Annotated in this window: 11 protein-coding genes and 1 tRNA gene; 9 read left to right on the top strand and 3 right to left on the bottom strand. The window is 73.2% G+C overall.

All coding sequences use genetic code 11. The annotated features are described in order from the left end of the window. Positions 1-38: 38 nt before the first annotated feature. Positions 39-233 carry a hypothetical protein gene (locus tag ACZ6PY_RS14785; RefSeq protein ID WP_262284275.1) on the top strand — a complete coding sequence of 65 codons (195 nt, stop codon included), beginning with the start codon at positions 39-41 and terminating at the stop codon, positions 231-233. 61 nt (positions 234-294) lie between these two features. Here the strand turns inward: ACZ6PY_RS14785 and ACZ6PY_RS14780 are convergent, their stop codons facing one another. Beyond that, positions 295-2,085 (bottom strand): bifunctional metallophosphatase/5'-nucleotidase, encoded by a 1,791-nt coding sequence (locus tag ACZ6PY_RS14780; protein WP_466072396.1) that lies wholly within the window; start codon positions 2,083-2,085, stop codon positions 295-297. A 204-nt stretch (positions 2,086-2,289) separates the two neighbouring features. Here ACZ6PY_RS14780 and ACZ6PY_RS14775 point away from each other — a divergent pair, with 204 nt between their 5' ends. Then, complete coding sequence (locus tag ACZ6PY_RS14775; RefSeq protein WP_466072395.1) at positions 2,290-3,192, top strand: SDR family oxidoreductase; 903 nt, start codon at positions 2,290-2,292, stop codon at positions 3,190-3,192. Positions 3,193-3,217: 25 nt separating this feature from the next. Here the strand turns inward: ACZ6PY_RS14775 and ACZ6PY_RS14770 are convergent, their stop codons facing one another. Together ACZ6PY_RS14770 and ACZ6PY_RS14765 are read right to left on the bottom strand one after the other, a co-directional pair. After that, a complete protein-coding gene (locus ACZ6PY_RS14770; RefSeq protein ID WP_466072394.1) occupies positions 3,218-3,871 on the bottom strand; it encodes a nucleotidyl transferase AbiEii/AbiGii toxin family protein in 654 nt (217 codons plus the stop codon). Next, complete coding sequence (locus ACZ6PY_RS14765) at positions 3,868-4,194, bottom strand: hypothetical protein (protein ID WP_151461508.1); 327 nt, start codon at positions 4,192-4,194, stop codon at positions 3,868-3,870. The genes ACZ6PY_RS14770 and ACZ6PY_RS14765 overlap by 4 nt, the downstream gene beginning before the upstream one ends. A gap of 407 nt (positions 4,195-4,601) precedes the next feature. Between ACZ6PY_RS14765 and ACZ6PY_RS14760 the strand changes: the two genes are divergently transcribed. The 7 genes from ACZ6PY_RS14760 to selA all read left to right on the top strand — a co-directional run bounded on the left by ACZ6PY_RS14760 (position 4,602) and on the right by selA (position 13,920). Then, positions 4,602-5,189: a hypothetical protein gene (locus tag ACZ6PY_RS14760; protein ID WP_466072392.1), complete on the top strand. Its 588-nt coding sequence runs from the start codon at positions 4,602-4,604 to the stop codon at positions 5,187-5,189. 341 nt (positions 5,190-5,530) lie between these two features. Beyond that, on the top strand, positions 5,531-8,854 hold the full coding sequence (fdh, locus tag ACZ6PY_RS14755; RefSeq protein WP_466072390.1) for a formate dehydrogenase: 3,324 nt from the start codon (positions 5,531-5,533) through the stop codon (positions 8,852-8,854). Next, the gene (locus ACZ6PY_RS14750; protein ID WP_466072389.1) at positions 8,847-9,890 is read left to right on the top strand and encodes a 4Fe-4S dicluster domain-containing protein; all 1,044 of its coding nucleotides are present in this window, start codon (positions 8,847-8,849) and stop codon (positions 9,888-9,890) included. Before fdh ends, ACZ6PY_RS14750 begins: the two co-directional genes overlap by 8 nt. Further along, positions 9,887-11,128: an NrfD/PsrC family molybdoenzyme membrane anchor subunit gene (gene nrfD, locus ACZ6PY_RS14745; RefSeq protein WP_466072388.1), complete on the top strand. Its 1,242-nt coding sequence runs from the start codon at positions 9,887-9,889 to the stop codon at positions 11,126-11,128. Before ACZ6PY_RS14750 ends, nrfD begins: the two co-directional genes overlap by 4 nt. Positions 11,129-11,172: 44 nt before the next feature. Next, positions 11,173-12,462, top strand: a complete 1,290-nt coding sequence (locus ACZ6PY_RS14740) for an L-lactate MFS transporter (protein ID WP_466072386.1) — start codon at positions 11,173-11,175, stop codon at positions 12,460-12,462. A gap of 48 nt (positions 12,463-12,510) precedes the next feature. After that, positions 12,511-12,606 (top strand) — tRNA-Sec (locus tag ACZ6PY_RS14735). Between the two features lie 21 nt (positions 12,607-12,627). Further along, entirely contained in the window at positions 12,628-13,920 is a 1,293-nt protein-coding gene (gene selA, locus ACZ6PY_RS14730; RefSeq protein WP_466072384.1) for an L-seryl-tRNA(Sec) selenium transferase, read from the top strand. Position 13,921: the final 1 nt, after the last annotated feature.

Genomic DNA, 13,921 nt, shown 5'->3' with positions numbered 1-13,921 from the left:
TGATGCGGCGGGTGGACGGGCTGGCGGACAATGCGGTCATGAGCGAGCCGCGCGAGTCGTTCACCGACGAGGAGTACGCGTTCCTACGGCACGTCCGCTTCGGCGAGCTGCCGCCCGGGGTGCGCCCCGAGGAGCGCTTGGAGTCGACCGAGAGCGAGACCGAGCCGCGCCGGGACCGGCCCGACCCGACGGGCGGTCAGCACGAGTGGGACCTGCGGGCCGGGGGCGGTTGAACGGCCGAGACGCCGGCGGGCCCCGGGTGCGACACCCGGGGCCCGCCGTGACCGGTACGGATCAGAAGACCGGCACGCCCTCGCGGACCAGCTTCCAGTTCGGCACGGAGAAGTCGGCCGGGCGGATGACGCCCTTGGCCTGCGCCCAGTCGATGAGCAGCTGGCGGATCTCCTGCTGCTGGTTGTAGACCTGGGTCTTCACGATGCCCGGGAAGTTGCCGCCACCGCTGCGCCGGTAGTTGTTGACCGCGACGACGAACTGCGCGTCCGCGGCGACCGGGGTGTCGGTGCCCGGCAGGACCAGGCGGGTGATCCGCTGGCCGACCGGCTTCGAGATGTCGATGTCGTAGTCGAGGCCGGAGATCACGTCGTAGTTGTAGTCCGGGACGGCCGGGTCGCTGATCGTCTCCGGGTTGACCGCCGCGCCCACCGGGACGGTGACGAAGTACTTCGCCGAGTACTCCAGGTACGCCTTCACCTCGGCGCCGGTCATGACGACCGCCTCCAGGGTGTTGTCGAAGACGTACAGCCCGGCGACGTCGCGGATCCGCACGTCCCCGGCGGGGAAGACCGCGGTCCGGCTGAACGGCGACGCCTGCGACAGCACCGGCAGGTTCGCGTACGCGGTGCCGGCCAGGGCCGCGGTGACGACCTCGGCCTGGACGTGGTTGATGAAGTCCAGGATCGGGGTGTCCTTGTACCGCGACTCGACGGTGGACAGCTCCACCTCCGACTGCGCCACGACCTGGTTGACGTACCCGACGGTCTTGGTGTGCTGGCCGCGGACGGCCGCGAGCACCGCCGGGTCCTCGACCACGGTGTTGGTGTTCAACATGGTCGAGCCCTTGCCGACGACCTTCCAGCGGCCCTTCTCCCGGGTCAGGGTGAAGTCCATCCGGGTGAGCCGCTGGCCCCACTTCGACGGCTCGGAGGTGAGCACCTGCGCGCCGGTGGCCTTGTTGGTGACGAACTTCTCCGGCACCTCGTTGTGGGCGTGGCCGAAGAGGATCGCGTCGATGCCCGGCACCTGCTCGGCGATGAGCGCGACCGGGTTCTCGTTCGGCAGCTCCGGACCGTAGCTGGAGGTGCCGCTGTCGCCGCCGTGGGCGGAGATGATGACGACGTCGGCGCCGCGTTCCCGCATCACCGGCACCCAGGTGGCGGCGGTGGCCACCATGTCGGCGAAGACCAGCTTGCCCTCGACGTTGCCCCTGTCCCAGATGGCCACGCCCGGGTTGGTCAGGCCGAGGATGCCGACCTTCAGCTTCGGCGCGCCGTGCCCGCCGAGGTCGACCTCCTTGATCACGTACGGCAGGAAGGCCGGCTTGCCGGTCTTCTCGTTGATCGCGTTCGCCGCCAGGGCGGGGAAGCCGAGCTGGCCGATCCAGGTGGCGAGCAGCGGCAGGCCGTAGTTGAACTCGTGGTTGCCCAGCGTGACGGCGTCGTACCTCAGCACGTTCATGGCGTTCGCCATCGGGTGCGTCTCACCGGTGCTGGTGATCGGCTCCTGCTTGGCGTAGTAGGTGGCCAGCGGGGTGCCCTGGATGGTGTCGCCGGCGTCCAGCACGAGGGTCGCCTTACCCTTCCGCTCCGCGCGGATCTGGTTGACCAGGGTGGCCAGCTTCGCGACGCCGACGTCGTTGTGCTTGCTGTCGTCGAACTCGGCGTCCCGGTAGTAGTCCCAGTTGTAGACGTTGCCGTGGGTGTCCGAGGTGCCGAGGACGGTGAGGTCCCAGGTCTTCGGCGGCTTCGGCTTGGCCTCGGCGGGAGCGCCGGCGATCAGGGGGGCGGTCGCGGCGGCGGCCGCGACGGCCAGCACCTGGCGGCGCGAGGCGCCGGAGGAGGAGGTCATGAGGTGCCCTTCCATGGGGGTGGACGCGCCTCGTGGGCGCCGTTGCGCACCATAACGACCTGCTGTCACAGACGCCACATCGCCCAGAGGTATCTCACACCAGCAGCGTCACGGGGCCTCGCGGCGTAACACCCACGGCCGCCGTTTCCGTCCGCGCTCCACGGGTAGGGCGGGAGGACGGATCGACGGCGCGAGGGAGACCCGGTGAGCGACGACCAGTACACCCAGCAGGACCCCACCCGCCAGTACGGTCAGCGGCAGGGCCAGCCCGGCCAGCAGCAGTCGGCACCCGGCACCGAACGCGAGATGGGCCCGAAGCCGGACCACGGCGAGGAGTCGTACCGGGGCAGCGACCGGCTCAGCGGCAAGCGGGCGGTGATCACCGGCGGTGACTCGGGGATCGGCCGGGCGGTCGCCATCGCCTACGCCCGCGAGGGCGCCGACGTGCTGATCTCCTACCTCGACGAGGAGGAGGAGGCGGACGCGCGGGAGACCGTGCGGCTCGTCGAGCAGGCCGGGCGCAGGGGCGTCGCCGTGCGGTGCGACGTACGGGAGGAGGCGAACTGCCGGAGCCTGATCGAGCGGGCCCTGTCCGACCTCGGCGGCATCGACATCCTCGTCAACAACGCCGCCTTCCAGATGTCGCAGGACCGGGGCCTGCTCGACATCACCACCGAGCAGTTCGACCGGGTCGTCAAGACCAACGTGTACGCCATGTTCTGGCTCTGCAAGCTGGCCGTGCCGCACCTGCCCGAGGGCTCGGCGATCATCAACACCTCGTCGATCCAGGCGTTCGACCCGTCGCCGCACCTGCTGGACTACGCCACCACCAAGGCGGCCATCGCCAACTTCACCAAGGCCCTCGCGCTGAACCTGGCCGGCCAGGGCATCCGGGTCAACGCGGTCGCGCCCGGCCCGGTCTGGACGCCCCTGATCCCGGCCACCATGCCCGCGGAGAAGGTGAAGCAGTTCGGCACCGACACGCCGATGGGGCGCCCCGGCCAGCCCGCCGAGCTGGCTCCCGCGTACGTCTTCTTCGCCTCCCAGGAGTCCAGCTACGTGACCGGGGAGATCCTCGGCGTGACCGGCGGCCGGCCCACCAAGTGACGCGGCCGCCCGACCGCGCCTGCGGTCAGCGCGGCCAGGCGGCCATCCGGCGGCGGACCTCGGCGACCTGGCCGGGGTCCAGGCCGTAGCGGGCGAACCGGCGGTCCGGCACCCGGTCCAGGTAGCGCCCGGCCGCCCGGACGTCGTCGTCGTCCAGCGCGGGGTCCACCTGCCGGGCCAGCTCCAGCAGCTCCGCCACCGCGTACCGGCCCAGCGCGGCCGACACGTCGATGTAGTCGCGGACCTCCCGGCGGTTGACCAGCGCGGCGGTCTTGTTGGCGATGAGGTCCCGGACGTCCATCACCGGGCCCAGGTCCATCACCACCGGGCTGCGGTACCGGTCGAGCCGGGCCAGGCTGAGCCGGATCTCCCGGCCGTCCCGGCTCACCACGAAGTCCCGCAGGTCCCGGTCGTAGCCGTCGAACAGCTCGCCCAGCTCGCTGTCCGGATCGGCGTCGGTTACCCGGTAGCCGGCCCGTTCCAGCGCGGCCCGCACCCCGGCGGCCGCCGCGGCGGCGGCGCCCTCCACGTCGGCGAACAGGTCCACGTCCTCGGTCGGGCGGGTGACCAGGCCGTGCGCGGCCCAGGCCACCCCGCCGCCCAGCACGAACCGGTGCGGGCCGGCGGCCGCGAGGGCCACCCGGGCCACCTCCCGGTAGAAGTCGTGCAGGTGGGTCACGCGGCGCGCAGGCCCCGGTGCCGGCTCTCCCACGCGAGGCGTACGCCCCGGGGCAGGTTCAACAGCGGCCACACCCGGCGCAGCGTGCCCCCGTGGATCAGCTCGCGCAGATCCTCGACGCGGCTCGTCTCGCGCAGCACGTTCTCGTACATCCAGAGCAGGTCGTCGGGGTCGGCCAGGTCGAAGGCGCGCTCGCTGCTCCACATCAGGCGCACCGGCAACTCCACGATGCCCCGGGTGGGGCCGGCGAGCTCGCCGAGGGTGCGCGCCACCACGGCGGGTCGCCCGGGACGGGCGAGGTACGCGGTGCTGGTGGCCGACATGGTGTCAGGGTAACCCCTGTCCGGCGTTTTCCCATCGCCCTGACCTGCCGCCCGCCGGCCACCGGACCCCCGAACCGACAGGCTCCGCGGTCCGCGCCGTCCCGCGCCGCCTGGGGCGGTTGTCCGGATCGGCGGTGATCGCCGGCACCCCGGTGGCGGAATGGCGGGTGGGTGGGCGTCGTTGAATCGGGGTGCGCGACCGAGGAGGGCGGCCCCCGTGGTGGGTGCCCCGGGCCTGGAATGTTGGTGGGCCGGCGGTCGTTGTACCTGGTCCCGGCGCCGCGACGAGGCTCCGCCCCGCGGGCCGGATGATCCCCCGGAAATGACGTTCTGAGCGCCGGACGGTGCTTGCGCACGGCCGACCCCCATCGGTCCTTGTGCGCCGACCCCCGAATGGAGCTTTCCCCATGAACACGATGCTGCGTAAGAGCGTGCTGGGTGTTGTCGGTCTGGCGGTTGCCGGTGGTCTGGCGGCGGGTCCGCTGCACCATGGTGAGGTGGCCCCGTCGGCGGGTCTGTCGGAGGCCGCGGTGGTGCAGGCCGACAAGCCGGATGCGGGCAAGCTGATCCCGCACGGCGTGCAGGGCGCCCAGTCGCGCATCGACCTGAACGACGAGCAGGTCGCCAACGCGAAGGCGATCATCGCGGCGACGAAGAAGGCCGGCCTGCCGGAGCGGGCCGCGGTCATCTCGATCGCCACGAGCCTGCAGGAGTCGAAACTGGAGAACCTGGGCCACCTGGGTGACCAGAACGACCACGACTCGCTGGGCCTGTTCCAGCAGCGCCCCTCCAGTGGTTGGGGCACGCCGGAGCAGATCACCGACCCCGAGTACTCCACCCTCGCGTTCCTCAAGGGCCTCAAGCAGGTCGACGGCTGGCAGGACATGCCGCTGACCGAGGCCGCGCAGACCGTGCAGGTGTCGGCCTACCCGGACGCGTACGCGCAGTGGGAGCAGCAGGCCGCCGACATCGTCGCCCAGTACTGGAACAGCTGACCCGACGACGACCGCCGGCCGGCACCCGAATCCGGGGGGCCGGCCGGCGGTGACCGCCGTCACCGACAACCGGCGGAAGAACGAGCGAGCCAGTACCGTTGTGCAGAGCGTCGGTGTGTCCAGTGTCCCCGGGCCTCACCTAAATTGCCTTCGCGGAATACCGTCCGGCTGGAGCCGCGTCGCGCCACTCGCCGAGAGGCGACCTGCACACCGACGCCCAGCGGCGCCCCGGCTGTCAGCCGGGGCGCCGCTGTTTTCCGCGTCCTGGGTCGCGAGCACCACTCGGCTGGCCTAATGTTCAAGAGGTCAGCTACCCGCCAGGCGGGAAGGGGGTGCGCCGCATGGGTGTGAAGACCTTCATCCAGGGGTGGCCGGTCTACCGGCAGCTCACCGGCACCGACCCGCTCGGCCGGGGCGCCGCGGCGCAGTCGGCCCGCTCGGCGGCGCTGACCGCCCGCACCGAGACCGCCGACAGCATGGCCCGCTCAATCTGCCCCTACTGCGCGGTGGGCTGCGGGCAGCGGGTCTTCGTCAAGGACGGGCAGGTCACCCAGATCGAGGGCGACCCGGACAGCCCGATCTCCCGCGGCCGGCTCTGCCCGAAGGGTTCGGCCAGCAAGAGCCTGGTGACCAGCCCGCTGCGGCAGACCAAGGTGCGCTACCGCCGGCCGTACGGCACGGAGTGGGAGGACCTGGATCTCGACGTCGCGCTCGACATGATCGCCGACCGGATCCTGGCCGCCCGCGACGAGACCTGGGAGGACGTCGACGACCAGGGCCGCCCGCTCAACCGGACGCTGGGCATCTCCAGCCTGGGCGGGGCGACCTTGGACAACGAGGAGAACTACCTCATCAAGAAGCTGTTCACGGCGATGGGGGCCCTCCAGATCGAGAACCAGGCCCGCATTTGACACTCCGCCACCGTCCCCGGTCTGGGGACCAGCTTCGGTCGCGGCGGCGCGACGGACTTCCAGCAGGACCTGGTCAACGCTGACGTCATCGTCATCCAGGGCTCCAACATGGCCGAGGCCCACCCGGTGGGCTTCCAGTGGGTGATGGAGGCCAAGAAGCGCGGCGCCAAGGTCTTCCACGTGGACCCCCGGTTCACCCGGACCAGCGCGCTCGCCGACACGTACCTGCCCATCCGGGCGGGCACCGACATCGCGCTGCTCGGCGGCGTGGTGCGGTACATCCTGGAGAACGAGCTGGACTTCCGGGAGTACGTGCTGGCGTACACGAACGCGGCCACCGTCGTGAGCGAGCGGTTCGCCGACACCGAGGACCTCGACGGGCTCTTCTCCGGCTACAACCCCAAGACCGGCTCGTACGACCAGACCACCTGGCAGTACGAGGGGCACGAGGGCGAGTCCGCGGAGCGGGGCACCGGCAAGGAGCGCGACAGCGCGGCCGGCCTGCGGCACGAGTCGCACGGCATGCCCGTGCCGGCGCAGACCGAACGCGACGAGACGTTGCAGCACCCGCGCTGCGTCTACCAGATCCTCAAGCGGCACTTCTCCCGCTACACCCCGGAGATGGTGGCCCGGGTCTGCGGCATCCCCGAGGAGAAGTTCCTGGAACTGGCCCGCGCCTGGACGGAGAACTCCGGCCGGGAGCGGACCGGCGCGCTGGTCTACTCGGTGGGCTGGACCCAGCACAGCGTCGGCGTGCAGTACATCCGGACCGGTGCCATCATCCAGACCCTGCTGGGCAACATGGGCCGGCCCGGCGGCGGCGTCCTGGCGCTGCGCGGGCACGCCAGCATCCAGGGCTCCACCGACATCCCGACCCTGTTCAACCTGCTGCCCGGCTACCTGCCGATGCCGCACCACGCCGACCACCCGACCTTCGACGAGTGGGTGGACAGCATCCGGCACCCCGGCCAGAAGGGCTTCTGGGGCAACTCGCGGGCCTTCGCGGCGAGCCTGCTGAAGGCGTACTGGGGGGACGCGGCGACGCCGGAGAACGACTTCTGCTACGGCTACCTGCCCCGGATGACCGGCGACCACGGCACCTACCAGCAGGTGCTCAACATGATCGACGGCAAGATCAAGGGCTACTTCCTGCTCGGCCAGAACCCGGCGGTCGGCTCGGCGCACGGCCGCGCCCAGCGGCTCGGCATGGCCAACCTGGACTGGCTGGTCGTCCGCGACCTGTTCATGATCGAGAGCGCCACCTTCTGGCGGAACAGCCCGGAGATCGCCACCGGCGAGATCGTGCCGGAGGAGTGCCGCACCGAGGTCTTCTTCCTGCCCGCCGCGTCGCACGTGGAGAAGGAGGGCACCTTCACCCAGACCCAGCGGCTGCTCCAGTGGCGGGAGAAGGCCGTCGACCCGCCGGGCGACTGCCGCTCCGAGCTGTGGTTCTTCTACCACCTCGGCCGGGTGCTGCGGGAGAAGCTGGCCGGCTCCACCAAGCCCCGCGACCGGGCGCTGCTCGACCTGGCGTGGGACTACCCGACGCACGGCCCGGACGCCGAGCCGAGCGCCGAGGCGGTGCTCAAGGAGATCAACGGCTACGAGGTGGCCACCGGCCGCCTGCTCGGCGGTTTCCCGGAGGCCAGGGACGACGGTTCCACCGCCGTCGGCTGCTGGATCTACACCGGCGTCTACGCCGACGGCGTCAACCAGGCGGCCCGCCGCAAGTCCCGGCACGAGCAGGACTGGGTGGCCGCGGAGTGGGGCTGGGCCTGGCCGGCCAACCGGCGCATCCTCTACAACCGCGCCTCGGCCGACCCGGACGGCCGGCCGTGGAGCGAGCGCAAGAAGTACGTCTGGTGGGACGCCGACAGGGGCGAGTGGACGGGCTACGACGTGCCGGACTTCGAGAAGACCAAACCGCCCAGCTACCGGCCCCCGGAGGGTGCCGCGGGTCCGGCGGCCCTCGCCGGGGACGACCCGTTCGTCATGCAGGGCGACGGCAAGGCCTGGCTGTACGCGCCCACCGGCGTGCTCGACGGGCCGCTGCCGACGCACTACGAGCCGGCCGAGTCCCCGATGCGCAACCCGCTCTACGGGCAGCAGGCCAACCCGACCCGCAAGGTCTACGAGCACCCGGTGAACTCGGTCAACCCGAGCCCGCCCGAGCCGCACAGCCAGGTCTTCCCGTACGTGTTCTCGGTCAGCCGGCTCACCGAGCACCACACGGCCGGCGGGATGAGCCGGACCGTGCCGCGCCTGGCCGAGCTGCAACCGGAGATGTTCGTCGAGGTGTCCCCGGAACTGGCCGCCGAGGTCGGGCTGACGCACCTGGGCTGGGCGCACCTGGTCAGCGGCCGCGCGGTGATCGAGGCGCGGGTGCTGGTCACCGACCGGCTCACCCCGCTGCGGGTCGACGGCCGGGTGATCCACCAGCTCTGGCTGCCGTACCACTTCGGCAGCGAGGGCCTGGTCACCGGTGACTCCGCCAACGACCTGTTCGGCATCACCCTGGACCCGAACGTGCTCATCCAGGAGAGCAAGGTGGGCACCTGCGACGTGCGGCCGGGCCGCCGGCCCACCGGGCCGGCCCTGCTCGACCTGGTCGCCGACTACCAGCGGCGGGCCGGGCTCACGCCGGGCCGGAAGGTGCCGCTCGTCACCACCGGCACGGCGGGCGGGGACGACGCCGCCGGCAGCACCGACGAGCGGTCCGCCGACGCGGCGCGGGACAGGGGCGGGGATGCCTGACGCCAACAGCCTCTACGGCCCGCTCGACCCGGCTCCGGACGCCGGCTGGGTCGAGACCGGCCCCCGGATGGGGTTCTTCACCGACACCAGCGTCTGCATCGGCTGCAAGGCGTGCGAGGTCGCCTGCAAGGAGTGGAACGGCGTCCCGGACTCGGGTTTCGACCTGCTCGGCATGTCCTACGACAACACCGGCGCGCTGACCGCCAACTCCTGGCGCCACGTCGCGTTCATCGAGCAGCCCCGCCCGGTCGGGCACGGCACCCCGCCGTTCGCGGACAACCCGACCGGGCCGCCGAGCAGCGCGGGCAGCGCGGCGACCGCCGCCGGCACGGCCACCGACACCGGCACCGACCCGGGGCTGCCGCCGGGCCGGCCGGAGGCGGCGGCGCGGATGGCCGCCGGCCCGGAGTTCCTCGGCATGCCCGGCGCCCAGCCGCCCGGGCGGGCCACCGGTGCCGACACCCGGACCGACTTCCGCTGGCTGATGATGTCGGACGTCTGCAAGCACTGCACGCACGCCGCCTGCCTGGACGTCTGCCCCACGGGGTCGCTGTTCCGCACGGAGTTCGGCACGGTGGTGGTGCAGGAGGACATCTGCAACGGCTGCGGCTACTGCATCTCCGCCTGCCCGTACGGGGTGATCGACCAGCGCAAGGACGACGGCCGGGCGTGGAAGTGCACGCTCTGCTACGACCGGCTGGGCGCCGGGCAGACGCCGGCCTGCGCGCAGGCCTGTCCCACCGAGTCGATCCAGTTCGGCCCGCTGGACGAGCTGCGGGAACGCGCCGCGCAGCGGGTCGCCAAGCTGCACGAGCACGGCGTGCCGGAGGCCCGCCTCTACGGCCACGACCCGACCGACGGCGTCGGCGGGGACGGCGCGTTCTTCCTGCTCCTCGACGAGCCCGAGGTGTACGGCCTGCCGCCGGACCCGGTGGTCACCACCCGGGACCTGCCGAGGATGTGGAAGCGCGCGGGGCTGGCCGCCCTGGCCATGGCGGCGGCGGCCGTCGCCGCGTTCGTCGGAGGTTCATCGTGAGTCCGGACCGCCCCGCCGTCGGTGACCTGTTCCGCCGGTTCCGCGAGCGGCTCGCCGCCGAGGGGCCGGTCCGCCCGGGCCAGCCGGGTGGCCACGCCCCGAAGACGGGAGCGAACGGGAGCCGGGCGACCGGCACCGGGGCCGGCGTGGCGCGCACCGACGCGGGGGCCGCCGACGCCCGGCTCGCGCCGCGGCCACCCCGCGACGTCCCGCCGACGGAACGGCGGCGGGGTCGCCGCGGGGGCGGCGGGGAGCAGCTCGCCGTGCCGCCCGCCGAGTTCACCTCGTACTACGGGCGGCCGATCCTGAAGGCGCCCGTGTGGAAGTGGGACATCGCCGCGTACCTGTTCACCGGCGGGCTCGCGGCCGGGTCGTCGCTGCTGGCCGCCGGTGGACAGCTCACCGACCGGCCGGCGCTGCGCCGGGCCGGTCGGGTCACCTCCCTCGCGGCGGTCAGCGCCAGCGCGTACTTCCTCATCCACGACCTGGGCCGGCCGGCCCGGTTCCACCACATGCTGCGGGTGGCGAAGCCGACCTCGCCGATGTCGATGGGCACCTGGATCCTCAGCGCCTTCGGTCCCGCGGCCGGTGTGGCGGCGGTCGCCGAGGCCGCCCGCTGGCTGCCGGAGCGGGGCGTGCTCGGGCTCGGCCGGAAGCTGCTGCCGCCCGCCGGGAACGCCGCCGGGCTGGCCGCCGCGGTCACCGCCCCGGCCCTGGCCACGTACACCGGGGTGCTGCTCGCCGACACGGCGGTGCCGTCCTGGCACGAGGCGTACCCGGAACTGCCGGTCATCTTCGCGGGCAGCGCGCTGGCCAGCGGGGCCGGCGTCGGGCTGCTGGCCGCGCCGACCCGGCAGGCCGGGCCGGCGCGGCGTCTCGCGGTCGCCGGCGCGGCGCTGGAGCTGTGGGCCGCGCACCGGGTGGAGACCCGGCTGGGCCTGCTCAGCGAGCCCTACGCGACCGGCACCGCCGGGAAGCTGCTGCGCGCCGGGCGGGCGCTCACCACCGCCGGGGTGCTCGGCGCGCTGGCCGGGCGCCGCAGCCGCGTGCTCTCCGGGCTGTCCGGCGGCGCGCTGCTCGCCGCGTCGGTGTGCACCCGGTTCGGCATCTTCCACGGCGGGGTCGCCTCGGCGCGGGACCCGAAGTACACCGTCGTGCCACAGCGGGAACGGGCCCGGCGACGGGAGAGCCCGGAAACAGACGTCAGCGGGCCGGGCGCCGGCCCGAACGGGGGATAGGCAGGACAGGCGCCGGCCCATGAGCCGATACGGGGGTACCGCTCATGGCCACAACAGCCGCGAGATCGCGGGGGGATCGACCACCGACACGAGGCCGCTGGGGTCTCGTCGTCGCCGCCGTGCTCGTCCAGCTCGCGCTGGGCGCGGTGTACGCCTGGAGCGTGTTCAACAAGCCGCTCCAGGCCGAGTTCGGGTGGAGCAAGGCCGAGGTGGTGCTGCCGTTCGAGGTGGCGATCGGGACCATCTTCATCGGCAGCCTGGTGGGCGGGCGCATCCAGGACCGGCGGGGGCCACGGCCGGTGGCGCTGGGCGGCGGGATCCTCTACGCCGTGGGCACCATGCTCGCGTCGCTGGTGTCGTCGAGCGACCAGCTGTGGCTGCTGCTGCTCACCTACGGCGTGCTGGGCGGCATCGGGCTCGGCGCCGCGTACATCACGCCGATCGCCATGCTCAGCAAGTGGTTCCCGGACCGGCGCGGGCTGATCACCGGGATCGCCGTCGCCGGCTTCGGTTTCGGTGCGGTGATCACCGCACCGGTGGCGAAGTCGCTGCTGAACGGCACCGACCACAAGACCAGCGTCTTCCTGCCGCTGGGCCTCGCGTACCTGGTCGCGGTGCTGCTGGGGGCGTCCTTCTTCCGGAATCCGCCGGCCGGCTACCAGGTCCCGGGCTTCACCCCGGCGGTCGGCGGCCGGGCCGTCGCCGGCACCCGGGTCTACACCTTCGGCGAGGCGCTGCGCACCCGGCAGTGGTACCTGCTCACGCTGATCCTCACACTCAACGTGACCTGCGGCATCGCGCTGATCTCCCAGGCCGCGGACGCCGCCCAGGCGGTCGCCGGGGTCAGCGCCGCCACCGCCGCCGGCATGGTCGGCGTGCTCGGCCTGTTCAACGGTGGCGGCCGGGTGGCCTGGGCGTGGCTGTCCGACCGGATCGGCCGGATGACGGCGTTCATCGGCATGCTCGCGTTGCAGGGCGTCTGCTTCCTGATCCTGCCGCACGCCTCCGCGTTCTGGCTCTTCGCGGTCCTCGCCGCGCTGGTCTACCTGGCCTACGGCGGCGGCTTCGGCACCATGCCCGCGACCGCGGCCGACTACTTCGGCACCCCGAACGCGGGCGCGATCTACGGCGCCATGATCGTGGCCTGGAGCATCGGCGGGGTGGTGGGTCCGCTGCTCACCTCGCTGCTCTACGAGGCCAGCGACAAGAGCTACACCCTGCCCTTCACGGTGATCGGCATCCTCGCCTTCGTCGCGCTGGTGCTTCCGCCCGTCACCCACCTGCCCACCACTCCCGGCAAGCCGCGGCCCCACTTCCAGACGCCGGGGCCCTGATCCGGTCCTCCCCGGGCGGCCCGAGATCAGGTGTGGTTAAGTGCTCGTGGAGGCGTTCAGGCGGCTGGTGCCCCTCCCGGTCTTCAAAACCGGTGTGGTCCGGGACCCGGGCCAGGCGGGTTCGATTCCCGTCCGTCTCCGCCAAGCCGTTCCCTGGGAGACCCGATGCGTGACGTCGACCCGCGGCGGCGCGTGCCGCGCACCGACGCGCTGCTCGCCGATCCGGCGTTGGCCGCCGCAGCCGTCACGTTCGGCCGCGACCGGGTCAAGGCCGCGATCGTCCGGGCGCAGCGGCGGGCGCGCGCCGGCGAGCTCACCCCCGGGCAGGTCCGCGACGCCGCGCTGGCCGACCTGCCCGCGCCGACGCCCCGGGCGGTGCTCAACGCCACCGGCGTCGTGCTGCACACCAACCTGGGCCGGGCCCCGCTGGCGGCCGCCGCCGTCGACGCCCTGGTGGCCGCCGCCGGGCACACCGACGTCGAACTGGACCTGCGCACCGGCCGGCGGGCCCGGCGCGGCCGGGAGGCGCTCGACGCGCTCGCCGCCGCCGTGCCCGACGCGGCGGCCGTGCACGTGGTCAACAACGGCGCGGCCGCCCTGGTGCTGGCCGCCACCGCGCTCGCCGCGGACGGGGAGATCGTGGTCAGTCGCGGGGAACTCGTCGAGATCGGCGACGGGTTCCGCTTGCCCGACCTGCTGGAGAGCACCGGCGCCCGGCTGCGCGAGGTGGGCACCACCAACCGCACCGCCCTCGCGGACTACGCCGCCGCCGTCGGGCCGCGCACCGGGTTCGTGCTCAAGGTGCACCCGTCGAACTTCCGGGTCACCGGCTTCACCTCGGCCGTGCCGGTCGCCGACCTGGCCACCCTCGGCGTGCCGGTGGTCGCCGACATCGGCTCCGGGCTGCTCGCCCCCGACCCGCTGCTGCCCGACGAGCCGGACGCCGCGACGACCCTGCGCGCCGGCGCGCACCTGGTCACGGCCAGCGGCGACAAGCTGCTCGGCGGGCCGCAGGCCGGGCTGCTGCTCGGCGCGGCGGACCTGGTCGAGCGGCTGCGCCGGCACCCCCTGGCCCGGGCGCTGCGGGTCGACAAGCTGACCCTGGCCGCGCTCGCCGCCACCCTGCACGCGCCGACCAACCCGACCCGGGAGGCGCTGCACGCGGAGCCGGGCGCGTTGCGCGCCCGCACCGAGCGGCTCCGCGACCGGCTCGGCGAGGACGGCTGCAAGGCCGAGGTGGTGCCCAGCGTGGCGGTGGTCGGCGGCGGCGGCGCCCCCGGGGTCGACCTCGACTCGTGGGCGTTGAGCCTGCCCGAGCGGTACGCCGAGCCGCTGCGCACCGGCGCGCCGCCGATCCTCGGCCGGGTGCTGCACGGCCGGCTCCTGCTCGACCTGCGCTGCGTGCCCGCCGCCGCAGACCCGGACGTGCGGGCGGCGATCCTGCGGGTCGGGGCCTGAC

The sequence above is a fragment of the Micromonospora sp. NPDC048907 genome, assembly GCF_055586885.1.
Note: the sequence above shows the minus strand (reverse complement) of the source record. Positions and strands in the feature narration are given on the sequence as shown.

Bases quoted from the DNA above. Each gene is read 5' to 3' on its own strand.
- ACZ6PY_RS14785 (WP_262284275.1), top strand. From the start codon at position 39: ATGAGCGAGCCGCGCGAGTCGTTCACCGACGAGGAGTACGCGTTCCTA.
- ACZ6PY_RS14780 (WP_466072396.1), bottom strand. From the start codon at position 2,085: ATGACCTCCTCCTCCGGCGCCTCGCGCCGCCAGGTGCTGGCCGTCGCG.
- ACZ6PY_RS14760 (WP_466072392.1), top strand. From the start codon at position 4,602: ATGAACACGATGCTGCGTAAGAGCGTGCTGGGTGTTGTCGGTCTGGCG.
- ACZ6PY_RS14740 (WP_466072386.1), top strand. From the start codon at position 11,173: ATGGCCACAACAGCCGCGAGATCGCGGGGGGATCGACCACCGACACGA.
- ACZ6PY_RS14750 (WP_466072389.1), top strand. From the start codon at position 8,847: ATGCCTGACGCCAACAGCCTCTACGGCCCGCTCGACCCGGCTCCGGAC.
- selA (WP_466072384.1), top strand. From the start codon at position 12,628: ATGCGTGACGTCGACCCGCGGCGGCGCGTGCCGCGCACCGACGCGCTG.
- ACZ6PY_RS14765 (WP_151461508.1), bottom strand. From the start codon at position 4,194: ATGTCGGCCACCAGCACCGCGTACCTCGCCCGTCCCGGGCGACCCGCC.